The sequence below is a fragment of the Stenotrophomonas sp. YJH_SMC_53 genome, assembly GCF_059369995.1.
In genome coordinates this window covers 1-17,777 of record NZ_JCAFTF010000017.1, presented here as the reverse complement: position 1 = coordinate 17,777, position 17,777 = coordinate 1, and the positions used below count along the sequence as shown (strand labels likewise).

Here is a 17,777-nt window from a genome sequence, read left to right as displayed (position 1 = left end):
TTGGTCGGCACAGGATGGCGAGGGATCGCTGTAAGGCGTGCCCACCAAGGTGGGCACCTACCGGTTCGGGGTGGGGGTCTGCCGAAGGGCCGCTTGCGTCAGCCCTGCTTGCGTACCGGTGCGCCGTTGGCCTTGTAGTACGGCGCAGTGCTGCGGGCCAGCGGGGTGCGGCCACGGATCACATCGGCAAGCTTCTCGGCCATCATGATGGTCGGCGCATTGAGGTTGCCGGTCACCACCTGCGGCATGATCGAGGCATCGACGATGCGCAGGCCTTCCAGGCCGTGCACGCGACCCTGGCCATCGACCACCGCCATCGGGTCGTCGGCATGGCCCATCTTGTTCGAGCACGACGGGTGGTACGCGGTTTCGGCATGCTCGCGCACGAATGCATCGATCTGCGCGTCGGTCTGCAGTGCACTGCCCGGCGAGATCTCGCGGCCGCTGTACGGGGCCAGCGCCGGCTGCGCGAAGATCTCGCGGGTGATGCGGATCGCCGCGCGGAATTCGCGCCAGTCCTGCTCGTGCGACATGTAGTTGAACAGGATGCTCGGATGTTCGCGCGGGTCCTTCGAGCGCACATGGATGCGGCCACGGCTGGGCGAGCGCATCGAGCCGACGTGCATCTGGAAGCTGTGCGCCTTGATCGGGTTGGAGCCGTTGTAGTTGATCGCCACCGGCAGGAAGTGGTACTGCAGGTTCGGCCAGTCGAACTCGGCGTCGCTGCGGATGAAGCCACCGGCCTCGAACTGGTTGCTGGCGCCGATGCCGGTGCCCAGGAACAGCCACTCGGCACCGATCGCCGGCTGGTTGTACAGCTTCAGCGCCGGCGCCAGCGACACCGGCTTCTTGCATTCGTACTGCAGGTACATCTCAAGGTGATCCTGCAGGTTGGCGCCGACGCCGGGCAGGTGGTGCACCAGGTCGATGTCCAGGCTGCGCAGCAGGTCGGCCGGGCCGACACCCGAGCGCTGCAGGATCTGCGGCGAGGCGATGGCGCCGCCGCACAGCAGCACTTCGCGGCGGGCGGTGGCGCGCTGCGGCTGGTCGTTGTGCAGCCACTGCACGCCCACCGCGCGCTTGCCCGAGAACAGGATGCGGTCGGTCAGCGCGTGGGTGACGATGGTCAGGTTCGGGCGTGGCTTGGCCAGGTCCAGGTAGCCGCGGGCGGTGCTGGAACGACGGCCGTTCGGGGTCACCGTGCGGTCCATCGGGCCGAAGCCTTCCTGCTGGTAGCCGTTGAGGTCGTCGGTGCGCGGGTAGCCGGCCTGCACGCCGGCTTCGACCATCGCAGCGAACAGTTCGTTGTTGCCGGCCTTCGGCGTGGTCACCCGCAGCGGGCCATCACCACCGTGGTAGTCGTTGGGGCCGATGTCGCGGGTTTCGGCCTTGCGGAAGTAGGGCAGGCAGTCCAGATAGGTCCAGTCTTCCAGGCCCGGCATGCTGGCCCAGTTGTCGTAGTCCATCGCGTTGCCGCGGATGTAGCACATGCCGTTGATCAGCGACGAGCCACCCAGGCCCTTGCCGCGGCCGCAGTCCATGCGGCGGTTGTTCATGAAGGGCTCCGGATCGGTCTTGTACGCCCAGTTGTAGCGCTTGCCCTGCAGCGGGAAGGCCAGTGCAGCCGGCATCTGGGTACGGAAGTCGAGCCGGTAGTCCGGGCCACCGGCTTCCAGCAGCAGCACGCTGACATCGGCATCTTCGGTGAGGCGGGTGGCCAGCACGTTGCCGGCTGAACCGGCGCCGATGATGATGTAGTCGTACTCGTTATGGGTGCTCATGGGTGTCTCCTGCAGACCGGGGCGCGCTGCATGCAGGCGTCCCGGCGGAATGTCGGATCGGCGCGGTGGCCGGACGATGGGGCGTGCTCGGGGCGCGCCGGTCAGAACACGCTGGCGTAGTCGCCCAGCTCGACCTGCACCGACTTGATGCGGGTGTAGTGGCCGAGGGTGGAGATACCGTTCTCGCGGCCGACGCCGGATTCCTTGTAGCCACCGACCGGCATTTCGGCCGGCGATTCACCCCAGGTGTTGATCCAGCAGATGCCGGCTTCCAGGCGATGGATGATGCGGTGGGCGCGGCTGATGTCCTTGCTGACCACGCCGGCAGCGAGGCCGAAGGTGGTGTCGTTGGCACGACGCACCACTTCGTCTTCGTCGTCATAGGCGAGGATGCTCATCACCGGCCCGAAGATCTCTTCCTTGACGATGGTCATGTCATCGCGGCAGTCGGAGAACACGGTCGGCAGCACGTAGGCGCCCTGGGCCAGCGCACCTTCGGTGGCACGGCCGCCACCCGTCAGCAGGCGGGCACCTTCGGCCTTGCCGCTCTCGATGTAGCGCAGCACGTTTTCCATGTGCGGGAAGCTGGTCAACGGGCCGAAGTTGGTGTCGGCGGCCATCGGGTCGCCGATGCGGATGCGCTTGACGCGCTCGACGACGGCCACCTCGAATGCGGCCAGCATGCTGCGCGGCACGAACACGCGGGTGCCGTTGGTGCAGACCTGGCCGGAGCTGAAGAAGTTGGCCATCACCGCAATGTCGGCGGCGCGGTCCAGATCGGCGTCATCGCAGATCACCAGCGGTGACTTGCCGCCCAGCTCCATGGTCACTTCCTTCAGCGACGAGGACGCCGCGCTGGCCATGACCTTCTTGCCGGTGGCGACGCCACCGGTGAAGGAGATCTTCTCGATCACCGGGTGCTCGGTCAGCCACTGGCCGATCTCGCGGCCCGGGCCCTGCACGACGTTGAACACGCCGGCCGGCACGCCGGCTTCGGTGTAGATTTCGGCCAGCCGGATCGCGGTCAGCGGCGTCACTTCCGACGGCTTGAACACCATCGCGTTGCCGGCAGCCAGCGCCGGCGCCGACTTCCACATGGCGATCTGGATCGGGTAGTTCCATGCGCCGATGCCGGCGACCACGCCCAGCGGCTCGCGACGGGTGTAGAAGAAGCTCGATTCGCGCAGCGGCAACTGGATGCCTTCGATGGCGGTGGCCAGTCCCGCGTAGTACTCGACCACGTCGGCACCGGTGACGATGTCCACGGTGGTGGTCTCGGCCAGCGCCTTGCCGGTGTCCAGGGTTTCCAGGTGGGCCAGTTCGTCGTTGCGCTCGCGCAGGAGCTCGACGGCGCGGCGCAGGATGCGCGAGCGCTCCATGGCGGTCATCGCGGCCCACACCTTCTGGCCTTCGGCTGCGCTCTGCACGGCACGCTCGACGTCGGCCTGGCTGGCGACCTGCACCTCGGCGATCACCTCGCCGGTGGCCGGGTTGACGGTCTTGAAGGTCTTGCCGCTGGTGGCATCGACGCGCTGGCCGTGGATGTAGAGCTGTTGGACGGGCAGGGTGGTCATGGGGCGTACTCCTTGGAAGGGGGCGGGTGCTGGAGCGCTTATAGCGCGACAGCCTGCAACTGGAAGTCGATGTAGCCGTAAGCGATGCGCCGGGACTTCTCGGCGTTGAACTGGCCGCCGACCAGGCTGCCGCGCAGCCACAGGCCATCGATCATCGCGGCCAGGCCGCGGGCAGCCAGGCGGGCCTGCGGGTGGGGCAGCAGGCGGTTGAACTGGTGGCACAGGTTGGAGAACAGGCGCTGGTCGTTGGCGCGCTGCAGCCGGGCCAGTTCCGGCTGGTGCATGCTGGCGGCCCAGAAGGTGAGCCAGACGCGCATCGCGGTGCCGTTGATCTGGCTGTCGTCGAAGTTGCCATCGACGATGGCGCGCAGCTGCTCGCGCGGATCGTCGCCGGCGTCTGCGCGGTAGCGGGCGACGGCGTCCTTCAGTTCGCGCAGGATCTGCCGCATTGCAGCATTGAGCAGGCCGTCCTTGTCGCCGAAGTAGTGGGCGACGATGCCGCTGGACAACCCCGCCTTCTTCGCGATGGTGGCGACAGTGGCATCGGCCATGCCGATCTCGTCGATGGTCTGGAAAGTGGCCCGGATCAGCTGTTCGCGCCGTACCGGTTCCACGCCTTTCTTCGGCATTGTCTCTCCACGGTTTGCGACCCGAAGGATCGGGCTGCCCGCCATTATGCTTTTTATTGATTGAACGTTCAATCAATAAACCCTAGGATGCGCTCGCGCCCCACGCCATGGGCCCGGTTTACCGGTCCGGCCCCGCCCATGTGCTCCCTCGGACTTGATGAGACGACCCCATGTCTTCCCTGGCTCATCCCAAGCGTTCGCCCCTGCGCTTGAACCGTTTTGTCTTCCTCAGCTCCTCGGTGTCGATCGGCATCCTCGGGCTGCTCACCGTTCTCTATCCCGAAGGCAGCGAGCACTGGCTGCAATGGGCGCAGGCCGAAGTGTCGGCCGCGTTCGGCTGGTGGTACATGCTGCTGATCGTGCTGTGCCTGGGCTTCGTGCTGTGGCTGGCGTTCTCGCCGTACGGCCGCATCCGCCTGGGCCACAACGAGGAATCACCGGCCTTCGGCTATGTCGCCTGGGTTTCGATGCTGTTCTCGGCCGGCATCGGCATCGCGCTGCTGTACTACGGCGCCTACGAGCCGCTGGATCATTTCCTCAATCCACCCGGGCAACCCGGCGGCACCGTGGCCGCCGGCCGTGAAGCGATGGTGCTGACCTTCCTGCACTGGGGCCTGCATGGCTGGGCGCTGTATGCGCTGGTCGGCGTGGCACTGGGCTATTTCGCCTATCGCCGGGACCTGCCGCTGGCGCTGCGCTCTGCGTTGTACCCGGTCTTCGGTGAGCGCATCCACGGCCGCATCGGCGACATGGTCGATGGCTTCGGCATCCTGGCCACGCTGATCTCGATGGTGACCAACCTCGGCATCGGCGCGCTGGTGGTGCAGTCCGGCCTGGTCTACCTGTTCCACATCCCGGATACGCCGCAGGTGCTGGTGGTGATCGTGCTGGTGATGATGGTCGTGGCCACCATCGGCGTGGTGGCCGGCGTGGAAAAGGGCATTGCCTGGCTGTCCAACCTCAACGTGCGCCTGCTGTGTGGCCTGCTGCTGTTCGTGCTGGTCACCGGCCCGACCCTGCACCTGTTCGATGGCCTGATCCAGAACACCGGCGATTACCTCGGCGCGTTCGTGCGCAAGAGCTTCGACATGTACCTCAACGACCCCAAGGGCCGTGAGTGGATGGGTTCGTGGACGCTGTTCTACTGGGCGTGGTGGATCGCCTGGGCGCCGTTCGTCGGCCTTTTCGTGGCGCGCATCTCGCGTGGCCGCACCATCCGCGAAGTGATCATGGGCGTGCTGCTGATCCCGCTCGGCTTCACCCTGGCCTGGCTGTCGATCTTCGGCAATACCGCCATCGACCTGGTGCTCAACCACGGCCAGGCGATCCTGGGGGACGTAGCCCAGCATGATGCAGCGATGACCTTGTTCAAGCTGCTGGAATACCTGCCTGCGGCGCCGTACGTGGCCGGTGCTGCGGTGGTGATCGGCTTCGTGCTGTTCCTGACCCCGGTCGACTCGGGCACGCTGATGATCGCCAACCTGTGCACCCGTCGCGTTGACGATGGCGTGGAAGATGGCCATGACGCGCCGATCTGGCTGCGCGTGTTCTGGGCCGCCGGCATCACCGTGGCCAGCGTCGGCCTGCTGCTGGCCGGCAACTTCAGCGCGATGCAGACGGCGGTGGTGCTGTGCGGCCTGCCGTTCTCGTTCACCCTGGCGTTCTACATGTGGGGCCTGTTGAAGGCCCTGCGCACCGACCCGGACGCGCCGCGCCGCTGAGCGCTTCTTTAGAGCCGAGCCCATGCTCGGCTGCTGTTGGCGCAGAACCCGCCGAGCGCAGGCTCGGCTCTACAGGGGGCATCGCAAACGCAAAGGGCCGGATCCGCAAGGATCCGGCCCTTTCCTCAATCGGGCGCAGCCGCGCCGTTACTTGCTGGCCAGCTGGCGCAGCACGTACTGCAGCAGGCCGCCATGACGGAAGTACTCGACTTCCTTCGGGGTCAGCAGCATCACCGACACCTCGAAGGTCTTCTTCGTGCCATCGGCCTTGGTGGCGGTAACCGTGGCGCGCTTGCTTGCACCGTCCTGCAGGCCGGTGATGTCGATCACTTCCGAGCCGTCCAGGCCCAGCGTCTGTGCGTTCTCGCCGTTGCGGAACTGCAGCGGCAGCACGCCCATGCCGACCAGGTTGGAGCGGTGGATGCGCTCGAAGCTCTCGGCGATGACCGCCTTCACCCCCAGCAGCAGGGTGCCCTTGGCCGCCCAGTCACGCGACGAGCCGGTGCCGTATTCCTTGCCGGCCAGCACCACCAGCGGCACCTTGTCGGCCTTGTACTTCATGGCCGCGTCGTAGATCGCCAGCTTTTCCGGCTGGCCACCACCGGCCGGGTAGTACAGGGTGTTGCCGCCTTCCTCGCCACCGAACATCAGGTTCTTGATGCGGATGTTGGCGAAGGTGCCGCGGACCATCACGTCATCGTTGCCGCGACGGCTGCCGTAGCTGTTGAAGTCGGCCGGCTGCACGCCGCGCTCCTGCAGGAAGCGGCCTGCCGGCGAGTCCTTCTTGATGTTGCCGGCCGGGGAAATGTGGTCGGTGGTGATCGAGTCGCCGAACAGGCCCATCACGCGTGCGCCGTGCACGTCGTCGATGCTGCCGGTCTGCATGGTCATGCCATCGAAGTAGGGCGGGTTCTTGATGTAGGTGGAGGCGTCGCTCCACTCGTACAGGTTGCCGTCCGGCGAGGCGATGGTGTTCCAGCGGGTGTCACCCTTGAACACATCGGCGTAGTTCTGCTTGAACATCTCCGGGCCAATGGTGGCGGCGATGACATCGCCGATTTCCTTGTTGCTTGGCCAGATGTCGCGCAGGAACACCGGCTGGCCATCGCTGCCGGTACCCAGCGGCTGGGTGGTCAGGTCGATGTCGGTGGTGCCGGCGATGGCATAGGCCACCACCAGCGGCGGGCTGGCCAGGTAGTTCATCTTCACTTCGGGGTGCACGCGGCCCTCGAAGTTGCGGTTGCCCGACAGCACCGAGGTCACCACCAGATCGCCAGCGGCGATGCCGGCGCTGACTTCGGTCGGCAGCGGGCCGGAGTTGCCGATGCAGGTGGTGCAGCCATAGCCGACCACGTAGAAGCCGATCTTCTCCAGCTCCTTCAGCACACCGGCCTTTTCAAGGTAATCGGTAACCACGCGCGAGCCCGGGCCGAGCGAGGTCTTCACCCACGGCTGGCGGTTCAGGCCCTTGGCGGCTGCGTTGCGGGCCAGCAGGCCGGCACCGATCATCACCGCCGGGTTGGAGGTGTTGGTGCACGAGGTGATGGCGGCGATGACCACTGCGCCATCCTTCAGCCGCACCTTGCGGCCTTCGATCTCGATGTCGGCAAAGCCCTTGGCCAGCTGCTCGTTGCCGACCGCGGCGCCGCCGCCTTCGTTGACGAAGGTGGCAACGTCCTCGCTGCGCTTGTCACGGTTGGCAGTCATGCCGACCAGCGCTTCGCGGTAGTTCTTCTGCACGTCTTCCAGCAGCACGCGGTCCTGCGGGCGCTTCGGGCCGGCGAGCGACGGCTTCACCGTGCCCATGTCCAGTTCCAGCGTGCTGCTGTACTGGGCGTGCGGGCTGCCGGGTTCGTGCCACAGGCCCTGCGCCTTGGCGTAGGCCTCAACCAGGCTGATCTGCTCTTCGCTGCGGCCCGACAGGCGCAGGTAGTTCAGCGATTCCGCGTCGATCGGGAAGATGCCGCAGGTGGCGCCGTACTCCGGGGCCATGTTGCCGATGGTGGCGCGGTCGGCCAGCGGCAGGTGCTGCAGGCCGTCACCGTAGAACTCGACGAACTTGCCCACCACGCCCAGCTTGCGCAGCATCTGGGTGACGGTCAGCACCAGGTCGGTGGCGGTGGCGCCCTCGGGCAGCTTGCCGGTCAGCTTGAAGCCGACCACCTGCGGGATCAGCATCGACGACGGCTGGCCGAGCATGGCGGCCTCCGCTTCGATGCCGCCCACGCCCCAGCCCAGCACGCCGATGCCATTGATCATGGTGGTGTGGCTGTCGGTGCCAAACACCGTATCCGGGTAGGCCACTGCCTTGCCGTCCTTGTCCGCGGTCATCACCACGCGGGCAAGGTTTTCCAGGTTCACCTGGTGGACGATACCGGTGTTGGGTGGCACCACCTTGAAGTTGTCGAAGGCCTTCTGGCCCCAGCGCAGGAAGCCATAGCGTTCCTGGTTGCGCTGGAACTCGATCTTGCCGTTGAGGTCCAGCGCGTCGGGCTTGCCGAACACATCGACCTGCACCGAGTGGTCGATGACCAGTTCGGAGGGAATCTGCGGGTTGATCTGCTCCGGCTTGCCGCCGAGCTTGACCACCGCATCGCGCATCGCGGCCAGGTCGACCACGCAGGGCACGCCGGTGAAGTCCTGCAGGACCACGCGCGCCGGCATGAACGCGATCTCGGTATCCGGCTCGGCCGCCGGGTTCCAGCGGGCCACGGCTTCGATGTGATCCTTGCCGACGGTGATGCCGCCGTCCTCGTGCCGGAGCAGGTTCTCCAGCAGGATCTTCATCGAGTAGGGCAGGTGGGAGATATCGAAGCGCTGGCCCAGCGTGGGCAGGCTGAAGTAGTCGTAGGTCTTGCCACCGACATTCAGCTGGCTGCGGGTGGAGAACGAATCGCTCATGCGGGGTAACTCCTTCTTGCGGATGGCTTGCTCTGGCCCGCACATGAGCGGGCCTGCTTGCGGTCGCCGCGGGCCTGGCGGCCCCGGTGGTCCCAGTATGAACCCCAGACTGAATGGATTCATCCGGGCCGGGTTCCGGCCTGCGGCATCGGTTCCAGACTACAGGGGAAGGTGTATGGCGTATGTCACGTTTGTGGCCGATCCTTTGCGAGGCAAGGGCTGGCGGTGCGCCGGTCCTGTTCAGGGTGGAAGTATGCCCGGGGAAGTATGTATAATTTGTGCATACTCTGGAGGGCCTACTGATGGAAGCCACCGTTGCAGAACGCGGACAGATCACCCTGCCCAAGGCGGTGCGTGATGCCCTCGGCCTGACCAAGGGCACGCTGCTGAAGGTCGAGCTGGACGGCAGCCGCATCATCCTGCGCAAGAGTGTTGACGATGCCATTTCACGGGCGCGCGGCAAGTTCGCGCTGGACGGCTTCGAGTCATCCGACGCGGCCGTGCGCGCGGTGCGTGACGAGGAGTAAGCCGTGATGATCGCCGTCGATTCGCCGGTGCTGGTCGAGCTGCTCAGCAATGGCCCGCAGGCCGATGCCGTGGAAGCCATCCTCCGGCAGAGCCTGGTCGGTGGCCGCGTGGTGGTCTGTGGCGCAACCCTCGCCGAAGTGTGCGCATCGCTGCGCGGCGGCGCCGAGGTGCTCGAAGCGCTGGAAGAAATGGGCGTGCATTTCAACCCGATGGAAGCCAAGTCGGCGCTGCGCGCCGGCGAGATGCATCGCCGCCACCGCCAGCGCAGCGGCAGCCGCCGCAGCCTGGATGAATTCATGGTCGGCGCCCACGCACTGCTGCAGTGCGACGGCCTGATCACCTGGAACGACACGTTTTACCGCGACTACTTCAAGGGCCTGAAGCTGATCGTGCCGCACGCCTGAGCCCACTTTTGATTTTTCAACCTACGCATTACCCGGGAGTTGTCATGTTGGAAGCCTACCGCCACCACGTCGCCGAGCGCGCTGCGCTTGGCATCCCGCCGCTGCCGCTGAGCGCGCAGCAGACGGCCGATGTCATCGAACTGCTGAAGAACCCGCCGCAGGGCGAGGCCGAGTTCCTGCTCGACCTGCTGACCCACCGCGTGCCGGCCGGCGTCGATGACGCGGCCAAGGTCAAGGCCTCGTACCTGGCGGCGATCGCGCTGGGCAGCGAGCAGAACCCGCTGATCAGCCGCGAGCGCGCCACCGAACTGCTGGGCACCATGCTCGGCGGCTACAACGTTGCACCGCTGGTGCAGCTGCTGGACGACGCCAGCGTCGGCACCATCGCCGCCAACGGCCTGAAGAAGACCCTGCTGGTGTTCGATGCGTTCCATGACGTGCAGGAGAAGGCCAAGGCCGGCAACGCCAACGCCCAGGCCGTGCTGCAGAGCTGGGCCGATGCCGAGTGGTTCACCAGCAACCCGGAAGTGCCGCAGAGCCTGACCGTCACCGTGTTCAAGGTGCCGGGCGAAACCAACACCGATGACCTGTCGCCAGCACCGGACGCGACCACCCGCCCGGACATTCCGATGCACGCGCTGGCGATGCTGAAGAACAAGCGCGACGACGCGCCGTTCACCCCGGAAGAAGACGGCAAGCGCGGCCCGATCCAGCAGATCCTGTCGCTGAAGGACAAGGGCCACCTGGTCGCCTACGTCGGCGACGTGGTCGGCACCGGCTCCTCGCGCAAGTCGGCCACCAACAGCGTGCTGTGGTGGACCGGCGATGACATTCCGTACATCCCGAACAAGCGCGCTGGCGGCGTGTGCCTGGGCGGCAAGATCGCCCCGATCTTCTACAACACCATGGAAGATGCCGGTGCGCTGCCGATCGAGCTGGACGTGTCGAAGATGGAGCACGGCGATGTCATCGAGCTGCGTCCGTACGAAGGCAAGGCGCTGAAGAACGGCGAAGTGATCGCCGAGTTCCAGGTCAAGTCCGACGTGCTGTTCGACGAAGTGCGTGCCGGTGGCCGCATCCCGCTGATCATCGGCCGTGGCCTGACCGGCAAGGCGCGCGAAGCGCTGGGCCTGGCCCCGACCGACCTGTTCCGCCTGCCGGTGCAGCCGGCCGATACCGGCAAGGGCTTCTCGCTGGCGCAGAAGATGGTTGGCCGCGCCTGTGGCCTGCCGGAAGGCCAGGGCATGCGCCCGGGCACCTACTGCGAACCGAAGATGACCTCGGTCGGCTCGCAGGACACCACCGGCCCGATGACCCGTGACGAGCTGAAGGACCTGGCCTGCCTGGGCTTCTCGGCCGACCTGGTGATGCAGTCGTTCTGCCACACCGCCGCTTACCCCAAGCCGGTGGACGTCAAGACCCACCACACCCTGCCGGAGTTCATCTCCACCCGTGGCGGCGTTTCCCTGCGCCCGGGCGACGGCGTGATCCACAGCTGGCTCAACCGCATGCTGCTGCCGGACACGGTCGGCACCGGCGGTGACTCGCACACCCGTTTCCCGGTGGGTATTTCGTTCCCGGCCGGCTCGGGCCTGGTCGCCTTCGCCGCTGCCACCGGCGTGATGCCGCTGGACATGCCGGAGTCGGTGCTGGTGCGCTTCAAGGGCAAGATGCAGCCGGGCGTGACCCTGCGTGACCTGGTCAACGCGATCCCGTTGTACGCGATCAAGTCGGGCCTGCTGACCGTGGCCAAGGCGGGCAAGAAGAACATCTTCTCCGGCCGTATCCTGGAGATCGAAGGCCTGCCGGAGCTGAAGGTCGAACAGGCGTTCGAACTGTCCGACGCCTCGGCCGAGCGTTCGGCGGCAGGTTGCTCGGTGCGCCTGAACAAGGAGCCGATCATCGAGTACCTGACCAGCAACATCACCCTGCTGAAGTGGATGATTGCCGAGGGTTACCAGGATCCGCGCTCGCTGCAGCGCCGTATCGAGAAGATGGAAGCGTGGCTGGCCAACCCGCAGCTGCTGGAGCCGGATGCGGACGCCGAGTACGCCGCCGTCATCGAAATCGACCTTGCCGACATCCACGAGCCGATCGTGGCCTGCCCGAACGACCCGGACGACGTGAAGACCCTGTCCGAAGTGGCCGGTGCCAAGATCGACGAAGTGTTCATCGGTTCGTGCATGACCAACATCGGTCACTTCCGCGCCGCTGCCAAGCTGCTGGAAGGCAAGCGTGACCTGCCGACCCGCCTGTGGGTGGCCCCGCCGACCAAGATGGACGCCTCGGAGCTGACCAAGGAAGGCGTGTACGGCACCTTCGGCGCTACCGGCGCACGCATGGAAATGCCGGGCTGCTCGCTGTGCATGGGCAACCAGGCGCAGATCCGCGAAGGCTCCACCGCGATGTCGACCTCGACCCGCAACTTCCCGAACCGTCTGGGCCGCAACACCAACGTGTACCTGGGTTCGGCGGAACTGGCGGCGATCTGCTCGCGCCTGGGCCGCATCCCGACCAAGGAGGAGTACATGGCGGACATCGGCGTGATCAACGCCAATGGTGCGGAGATCTACCGCTACATGAACTTCGACCAGATCGAGGAATACCAGGACGTGGCCAGCACGGTCGCTGCCTGATGCGGTAACGGAAAACCCCCGGCTCGCGCCGGGGGTTTTTTGTGAGCGGACGACGCATGGTAGTGCCGGCCGTTGGCCGGCATCCCGTTGAAATGAAAAACCCCCGGTGAAAGCCGGGTTTTTCATTGTGCCCGGCCAGGTGGCCTAGCCCATCCGCCTCGCGGTGAGGGCCTGCTCGTGGGCGAGGTCCTGCTGGGCGTCCTGTTGTGCCTGCGAAATCTGCTCGGCCTTGGCGAGCGACTGTTCTACGGGCGTATTGACGGCCTCACTGATTGGAACCGACGCCCGCAGGTGTGCTGGATTGTCGAGCGCTCCCTGCACAACGAACATGCGAGAGGCTGGGCCATCGCTGGGTGAATTGCCCAGTACAACGTGATCGACGCGTTCCAGGCCGCTGCCCTTGGCCGACGCAAGCAGGCCGGCCGCCACGCGCTCACTGGTTTCATCGAAGCTGCGCCCGTGCCTGGCATCCACGGCGGATACACCCTCGCGAATCTGCCGGTAGAGCGCATGGTCTGGATGGCCTTCCTTCCTGGGATCCAGGCCTGCCCTGTCCAAGGTTGATTCAATGCTCTCCTGCAAAGGGGTCCTGGGAGAGAAAGCGGGATTGCTGAGAGAGGGCGAGCCCTTGTCGGTTGCATCCTGGATCAGTTTATCGCCAGGCCTGAGCGCATTGCGGGCCCGCTGCTCGGCTTCAGCTTCGTGGCGGGCGTATGCACCGGCTTCCTCGACACCGCGCAGGAAATTGATACCGTCGCGCAGCAGACCGGGCCCGCCGCCGACAAGCACGGTCGCACCCGCACGTAGTTGATGAACATCACTGCGGTAGTCGGCAATCCGGCGCAGGTCCTCAGGATCCGTAACGCGCGCCTGTGGATTGTCCAGTACAGATTGCACCGGGCCCTTATCGGTCATGCGATCAAGGAAATGAACCACTCGATGGGAGTCGCCCAACTGGACCGCCACCGCGGCGGACATGACATGGCCGCTCTTCATCCCGGGTGTTCCGATCGAGGCGATGCGCTGGCCGTGCTCGGCGTTGCGCAGGATCTCCAGTTCCCTGGGCAACGCATACATCTCGACCTTGCCGTAATGGGGACCGCCGGCACTGACCAGGTCGCCTGCCAAGACGTGGTTGGTGAAGGGCGCCGCGCTGGCTGGCTGGCCTTCAGGAAGGCGATATGCCAGCCCGGCGGCACCGTAGGGATTGAACGCGTCGCCGGGGAGGTTGTAGTGGTGTGCAGTGATCTGTGCGAGCGCGCCGCCGAGGGAGTGGCCGGTGACGTGTACTGGCCCGGCTCCCCTTTCTTCGGCCAGCCTGAGGGCTTGCTTTGTCAGCGCCAGCGCGTCAGTCAGTTGCGCGTTGACTCTGGCGGTGACCATCGCGGCGTCGATGCCGCCATCAAGCATGGGCTGACGATCAAACTCGGTACCGCGATGGGCGACGATGACTTCCTTTGTATTGATGTTGAGGTAGACAATGCCCTGATATCCGCTCCCAGAGTCACGACAAGCGAGGACCTCATACTTTGTTCCGCCGACGGTGATGTCGGAACTGACGGGCGGAAGCGGGTCCTTATAGACATTGTCCGAAAGCGCCGCGCTTTCTCTAGGATTCATTGCGATGCTCCTTCAATCCGTGTGGAGACTTCGATTGGAAAGTACTCCTCGCGCTTCTCTGGGGGCATCTTTTCGTACCAACTTGAAGGCTCGGTTGGCGTCCGCTCTGTCGACTGTCCTGTGGTCAAGGGCGGCAATGCGCGCTTTACGTAAGCAGTGAAGGTTCTCCCGCCCTCAATTTCCTTGAACAGTGCTGCGACGGACGCTCGAATTGGGCGACCATCAATGATGAAGGCGAATGAAGCTTCCACGAGCACGGGTGTCCAAGTGCACGGGCCACGACCGTAATAGTCGGCAACTTCCATACCGTCGTTGAAAACAGCACTGCTGAATTCAGTTGCACTGAGGCGCTGTGCCTGAACCTCAACCTTGTGCTGGTTCGGCTCGTACTGCACCCCCTCCCAATTGTTGACCGGAGGCAGACAGAGTGGGTCTATCTCATACGTGACGAAGACCGAAGGAACGGGAACATCCACGGGTGCATCGTGGACCCGAATCACAATCGGCAGCGCATCCCTTGGCGCAGGATTCTCGCGATAGACCGGGAACGAGCGTTCCTTGTTGCAGCCTGCGACAACCAGTGTGATCAAGGCGATCAACGCAACATGAGCAAGGCTGGGGACGGATTTCAGCATGAGCGGTCCATGTCGCTGCAGGATTGTCCTTGATCCTTGGAACATGCGGTCTCATCGCGAACGACGGCGCCACATCCGGGCAAATGCGACAGGTTGCGCAGTGGGTATTGTCCGTTACCCGGACTTCCCACCCTGTGTACCCGAGCAGCGCGGCCTTGCGGGGTAACGTTCATCGGCGTTCCATTGCGGTGCGATACCTGACTATACGACCCGCTCCAGCCGCGCTCCAAGTCGGTGTCCTGCGGGCCTCCCGTTTGGCGCGCATGGCTTGCGGCAGGATCAAACCTCGATCAGCGCCGTTGAAACATCAATGGTCGAAAGTGCTGGCGGCGGATCGGCAATGGAGCCTGACGTCTCTTGGAGGTGTCCAGCAGGGAGCGGAGCCGAGCGTGGGCTCGGCTCTACAGGGGCCTGTCAGCTGCGGGCGAGGGCGAGCAACCGCTCGGCGATCCGCTCCAGTGGCACCTGTTCCTCGGCAGCGCCCAGCTTGAACGCGGCACCGGGCATGCCCCAGACCACGCTGGTCGCTTCGTCCTGCACCAGCGTTGGGGCGCCGGCCTGGCGCATTTCCAGCAGGCCGCGCGCGCCGTCGTCACCCATGCCGGTGAGGATGGCACCGATGGCATTGCCACCGGCGCTCTGCGCGACCGAGCGGAACAGCACGTCCACCGCGGGCTTGTGCCGGTTCACTGCCGGGCCGTCGTCGACACGGCAGCGCCAACGCGCACCGTCGCGGATGATGCGCAGGTGCTTGCCGCCGGGCGGCAGGTAGGCGTGGCCAGGCAGCACGGCTTCGCCGTCGCTGGCCTCGCGGACGGCCATGGCCGAGTGGCGGTCCAGGCGCTCGGCAAAGGCGCTGCTGAAGCTGGCCGGCAGGTGCTGGGTCATCACCACCGCGGGTGCATCGGCAGGCATGCCTTCCAGCACCACGCGCAGCGCTTCGGTGCCGCCGGCTGACGAGCCGATCGCGATCAGGCGGTCGGTGGTACGGAACTGCGGCGAGGCAGCACGCGTCGCCGGCGCTGCGTCCAGCGTGAGCTTGGGGGCGCTGGCACGCACCAGCGGACGCACGCGCGAGCGCGCCGCCATCTTGACCTTGGCGATGATCTCCTCGGCATAGCCCTGCAGGCCGCGGGCCACGTCCAGCTTGGGCTTGGAGACGAAATCCACGGCGCCCAGCGCCAGTGCCTGCAGGGTGGTGTCGGCGCCTCGCTCAGTCAGCGAAGAAATCATCACCACCGGCAGCGGATGCAGGCGCATCAGGTTTTCCAGGAACGCCAGCCCGTCCATGCGCGGCATTTCCACGTCCAGGGTGATCACGTCCGGGAGCAGGCGCTTGATCTTCTCGCGCGCCAACAGCGGGTCAGCCGCGGTGCCGACCACGTCGATGGCCGGGTCGCTGGACAGGATTTCCGTGAGCATCTGCCGCACGACGGCGGAGTCGTCGACGATCAGGACCCGGCAGGGGGCGTTGCCGGTGAAGGTCATTCGAACAGCTCCACGCCACCGGTGACCGGCGCCTTGGACAGGCGCGCACGCACCGCCGATTCGGCGGCGGCCACCTCGGCCTCATGCGCATGCGGCAGGCGCTGCACCACCACGCGGCCGGTATCGGCGAAGAACCAGATCTTGCGCGGATGGATGCCGCACAGGTCCTCGGCAATGATCGGAATGTGCTCGGCCTGAAGGTACTGGCGGACAAACTCGGCGTTGCGGGTGCCAACCGGGTTGCTGGTGAAGCCCTTCAGCACGTTGGCGCCACCGAACACCTTGGCCTCGATGCGCTTGCGGTGGGCACCACGCTTGAGCATGTCGTTGATCAGCAGTTCCATCGCGTAGCTGCCGTAGCGCGCGGGCGCGCCGTCACCGGCGTTGCCCTCGGGCAGCAGGAAGTGGTTCATGCCGCCGATCTTCAGCACCGGGTCGCGCAGGCAGGCGGCTACGCACGAGCCCAGCGTGGTGGTCAGCGCGGTGGTGTCATCGACCACCAGGTACTGGGTGGGCAGCAGCTTGGCGGCGATGGTCTGGAAACGCGCATCCTGGTAGCGCATCACATCGTCGGTACGCAGCGAAGCATTCATGCGCCGGCCTTCGCCGCACGGCGGTACAGGGTGCGGCCGCAGGGCTGGATCAGGTCGGCGGCGTGCAGATAGTTCTCCGAATGGCCGGTGTAGAGCAGACCGTCATCGGCCAGGTGCTGCACCAGGCGGCCGAGGATCGCGCGCTGGGTCGGCTTGTCAAAGTAGATCATCACGTTGCGGCAGAACAGTGCGTCGAACGGGCCACCGACGTCGTAGCGCGGGGCGAGCAGGTTCAACGGGCGGAATTCGATCAGTTCGCGCAGCGCAGGCAGCACGCGGCACTGGCCCTCGTTGGGGCCGCTGCCACGCTGGAAGTAGCGGCGGCGCAGGTCCGGATCGAGGCTGGCGACGCGATCGATGTTGTAGACGCCACGGCCGGCGGTGGCCAGCACCTGGGTGTCGACGTCAGTGGCGATGATGCGTACCGGCGGCTTCAGGGTGCCAAAGGCCTCGCACGCGGTGATCGCCATCGAATAGGGCTCTTCGCCGGTGGACGCCGCGCACGACCACAGCAGCAACGGCGTGCGGCTGGAGCGCTGCTGCAGTTCTTCGCGCAGCTTGTCGAAGTGGTGCGGTTCGCGGAAGAACGAGGTCAGATTGGTGGTCAGGGCGTTGGTGAACGCCTGCCACTCGTCACCATCTTCCTGCTCCAGATGGTCCAGGTACTGCTGGAAGCTGCGCATGCCCAGCGTGCGCAGGCGGCGTGACAGGCGGCCATACACCATGTCGCGCTTTGCCGGCGCAAGCGCAATGCCCACGCGCTGGTAGATCAGGTCGCAGACGCGGCGGAAATCACGGTCGGCGAACTCGAATTCGCGTGGGCCGGTAACGATGGGAGTAGGACTTTGCACGGGGGACGTGTCCATCGGCGGGGGCAGCGGCCGAAGCCGCTACGGGTGGGTCTCAGAATTCCTGCCAGTCGCTGTCGCTGGCGACGAAGGTGCCGGCGTTGCTGCTACGACGTGGCGATATCGGTGCAGGTGCTGCCGCGCGGCTTGGCTGCGGAGGTGCCACGGTGGTGACTCTCGCCGGCTCGACCCGCGCGGCAACGGCCTGCATCGCGGCCGAGACCTGGTTGTCGAGCCGGAAGATCGCCACGGCATCTGCAAGCTGTGCGGCCTGGTCTTCCATCGCACGTGCGGCAGCGGTGGCTTCCTCCACCAGCGCGGCATTCTGCTGGGTGGTTTCGTCCATCTGCACCACGGTCTGGTTGACCTGCTCGATGCCCGCGCTCTGTTCCTGCGAGGCGGCGGAGATCTCGGCCATG

Annotated in this window: 13 protein-coding genes and 1 pseudogene; 4 read left to right on the top strand and 10 right to left on the bottom strand. The window is 65.8% G+C overall.

The window, feature by feature from the left end; all coding sequences use genetic code 11:
* Positions 1 to 98: 98 nt before the first annotated feature.
* From betA to betI, 3 genes are all read right to left on the bottom strand, one after another.
* Positions 99 to 1,781, bottom strand: a complete 1,683-nt coding sequence (gene betA / locus AC5P7X_RS19290; protein ID WP_005416392.1) for a choline dehydrogenase — start codon at positions 1,779 to 1,781, stop codon at positions 99 to 101.
* 101 nt (positions 1,782 to 1,882) lie between these two features.
* The gene (betB, locus tag AC5P7X_RS19285; RefSeq protein ID WP_005416393.1) at positions 1,883 to 3,355 is read right to left on the bottom strand and encodes a betaine-aldehyde dehydrogenase; all 1,473 of its coding nucleotides are present in this window, start codon (positions 3,353 to 3,355) and stop codon (positions 1,883 to 1,885) included.
* A gap of 38 nt (positions 3,356 to 3,393) precedes the next feature.
* The gene (betI, locus tag AC5P7X_RS19280) at positions 3,394 to 3,984 is read right to left on the bottom strand and encodes a transcriptional regulator BetI (protein WP_005416394.1); all 591 of its coding nucleotides are present in this window, start codon (positions 3,982 to 3,984) and stop codon (positions 3,394 to 3,396) included.
* 170 nt (positions 3,985 to 4,154) lie between these two features.
* Here betI and AC5P7X_RS19275 point away from each other — a divergent pair, with 170 nt between their 5' ends.
* Entirely contained in the window at positions 4,155 to 5,705 is a 1,551-nt protein-coding gene (locus tag AC5P7X_RS19275) for a BCCT family transporter (RefSeq protein ID WP_005416395.1), read from the top strand.
* Positions 5,706 to 5,852: 147 nt separating this feature from the next.
* Here the strand turns inward: AC5P7X_RS19275 and acnA are convergent, their stop codons facing one another.
* A complete protein-coding gene (gene acnA / locus AC5P7X_RS19270) occupies positions 5,853 to 8,606 on the bottom strand; it encodes an aconitate hydratase AcnA (protein ID WP_346607966.1) in 2,754 nt (917 codons plus the stop codon).
* Positions 8,607 to 8,908: 302 nt separating this feature from the next.
* Between acnA and AC5P7X_RS19265 the strand changes: the two genes are divergently transcribed.
* Genes AC5P7X_RS19265 through acnB form a run of 3 tightly spaced genes read left to right on the top strand, consistent with a single transcriptional unit; the run spans position 8,909 to position 12,174 of the window.
* On the top strand, positions 8,909 to 9,133 hold the full coding sequence (locus AC5P7X_RS19265) for an AbrB/MazE/SpoVT family DNA-binding domain-containing protein (RefSeq protein WP_005409505.1): 225 nt from the start codon (positions 8,909 to 8,911) through the stop codon (positions 9,131 to 9,133).
* 6 nt (positions 9,134 to 9,139) lie between these two features.
* The gene (locus tag AC5P7X_RS19260; protein WP_010482492.1) at positions 9,140 to 9,538 is read left to right on the top strand and encodes a type II toxin-antitoxin system VapC family toxin; all 399 of its coding nucleotides are present in this window, start codon (positions 9,140 to 9,142) and stop codon (positions 9,536 to 9,538) included.
* Between the two features lie 44 nt (positions 9,539 to 9,582).
* Positions 9,583 to 12,174 (top strand): bifunctional aconitate hydratase 2/2-methylisocitrate dehydratase, encoded by a 2,592-nt coding sequence (gene acnB, locus AC5P7X_RS19255; RefSeq protein WP_005416403.1) that lies wholly within the window; start codon positions 9,583 to 9,585, stop codon positions 12,172 to 12,174.
* Positions 12,175 to 12,318: 144 nt separating this feature from the next.
* On the opposite strand, the gene AC5P7X_RS19250 is transcribed toward acnB, so the two are convergent.
* From AC5P7X_RS19250 to AC5P7X_RS19225, 6 genes and pseudogenes are all read right to left on the bottom strand, one after another.
* A complete protein-coding gene (locus tag AC5P7X_RS19250) occupies positions 12,319 to 13,794 on the bottom strand; it encodes an XVIPCD domain-containing protein (RefSeq protein WP_495215266.1) in 1,476 nt (491 codons plus the stop codon).
* The gene (locus AC5P7X_RS19245) at positions 13,791 to 14,429 is read right to left on the bottom strand and encodes a hypothetical protein (RefSeq protein WP_065184922.1); all 639 of its coding nucleotides are present in this window, start codon (positions 14,427 to 14,429) and stop codon (positions 13,791 to 13,793) included. The genes AC5P7X_RS19250 and AC5P7X_RS19245 overlap by 4 nt, the downstream gene beginning before the upstream one ends.
* Before the next feature lie 414 nt (positions 14,430 to 14,843).
* Positions 14,844 to 15,917 carry a protein-glutamate methylesterase/protein-glutamine glutaminase gene (locus AC5P7X_RS19240; RefSeq protein WP_495215265.1) on the bottom strand — a complete coding sequence of 358 codons (1,074 nt, stop codon included), beginning with the start codon at positions 15,915 to 15,917 and terminating at the stop codon, positions 14,844 to 14,846.
* Positions 15,914 to 16,510, bottom strand: coding sequence for a chemoreceptor glutamine deamidase CheD (gene cheD / locus AC5P7X_RS19235; protein ID WP_053499420.1), 597 nt, complete (start codon positions 16,508 to 16,510; stop codon positions 15,914 to 15,916). Before cheD ends, AC5P7X_RS19240 begins: the two co-directional genes overlap by 4 nt.
* Positions 16,507 to 17,376, bottom strand: a complete 870-nt coding sequence (locus tag AC5P7X_RS19230) for a CheR family methyltransferase (RefSeq protein WP_049416359.1) — start codon at positions 17,374 to 17,376, stop codon at positions 16,507 to 16,509. Before AC5P7X_RS19230 ends, cheD begins: the two co-directional genes overlap by 4 nt.
* A 37-nt stretch (positions 17,377 to 17,413) precedes the next feature.
* Positions 17,414 to 17,777, bottom strand: a pseudogene (locus tag AC5P7X_RS19225) (methyl-accepting chemotaxis protein); the annotation flags it as partial.

Coding starts and splice junctions, on each gene's coding strand:
- betA (WP_005416392.1), bottom strand. CDS start 1,781: ATGAGCACCCATAACGAGTACGACTACATCATCATCGGCGCCGGTTCA.
- betB (WP_005416393.1), bottom strand. CDS start 3,355: ATGACCACCCTGCCCGTCCAACAGCTCTACATCCACGGCCAGCGCGTC.
- betI (WP_005416394.1), bottom strand. CDS start 3,984: ATGCCGAAGAAAGGCGTGGAACCGGTACGGCGCGAACAGCTGATCCGG.
- AC5P7X_RS19275 (WP_005416395.1), top strand. CDS start 4,155: ATGTCTTCCCTGGCTCATCCCAAGCGTTCGCCCCTGCGCTTGAACCGT.
- acnA (WP_346607966.1), bottom strand. CDS start 8,606: ATGAGCGATTCGTTCTCCACCCGCAGCCAGCTGAATGTCGGTGGCAAG.
- AC5P7X_RS19265 (WP_005409505.1), top strand. CDS start 8,909: ATGGAAGCCACCGTTGCAGAACGCGGACAGATCACCCTGCCCAAGGCG.
- AC5P7X_RS19260 (WP_010482492.1), top strand. CDS start 9,140: ATGATCGCCGTCGATTCGCCGGTGCTGGTCGAGCTGCTCAGCAATGGC.
- acnB (WP_005416403.1), top strand. CDS start 9,583: ATGTTGGAAGCCTACCGCCACCACGTCGCCGAGCGCGCTGCGCTTGGC.
- AC5P7X_RS19250 (WP_495215266.1), bottom strand. CDS start 13,794: ATGAATCCTAGAGAAAGCGCGGCGCTTTCGGACAATGTCTATAAGGAC.
- AC5P7X_RS19245 (WP_065184922.1), bottom strand. CDS start 14,429: ATGCTGAAATCCGTCCCCAGCCTTGCTCATGTTGCGTTGATCGCCTTG.
- AC5P7X_RS19240 (WP_495215265.1), bottom strand. CDS start 15,917: ATGACCTTCACCGGCAACGCCCCCTGCCGGGTCCTGATCGTCGACGAC.
- cheD (WP_053499420.1), bottom strand. CDS start 16,510: ATGAATGCTTCGCTGCGTACCGACGATGTGATGCGCTACCAGGATGCG.
- AC5P7X_RS19230 (WP_049416359.1), bottom strand. CDS start 17,376: ATGGACACGTCCCCCGTGCAAAGTCCTACTCCCATCGTTACCGGCCCA.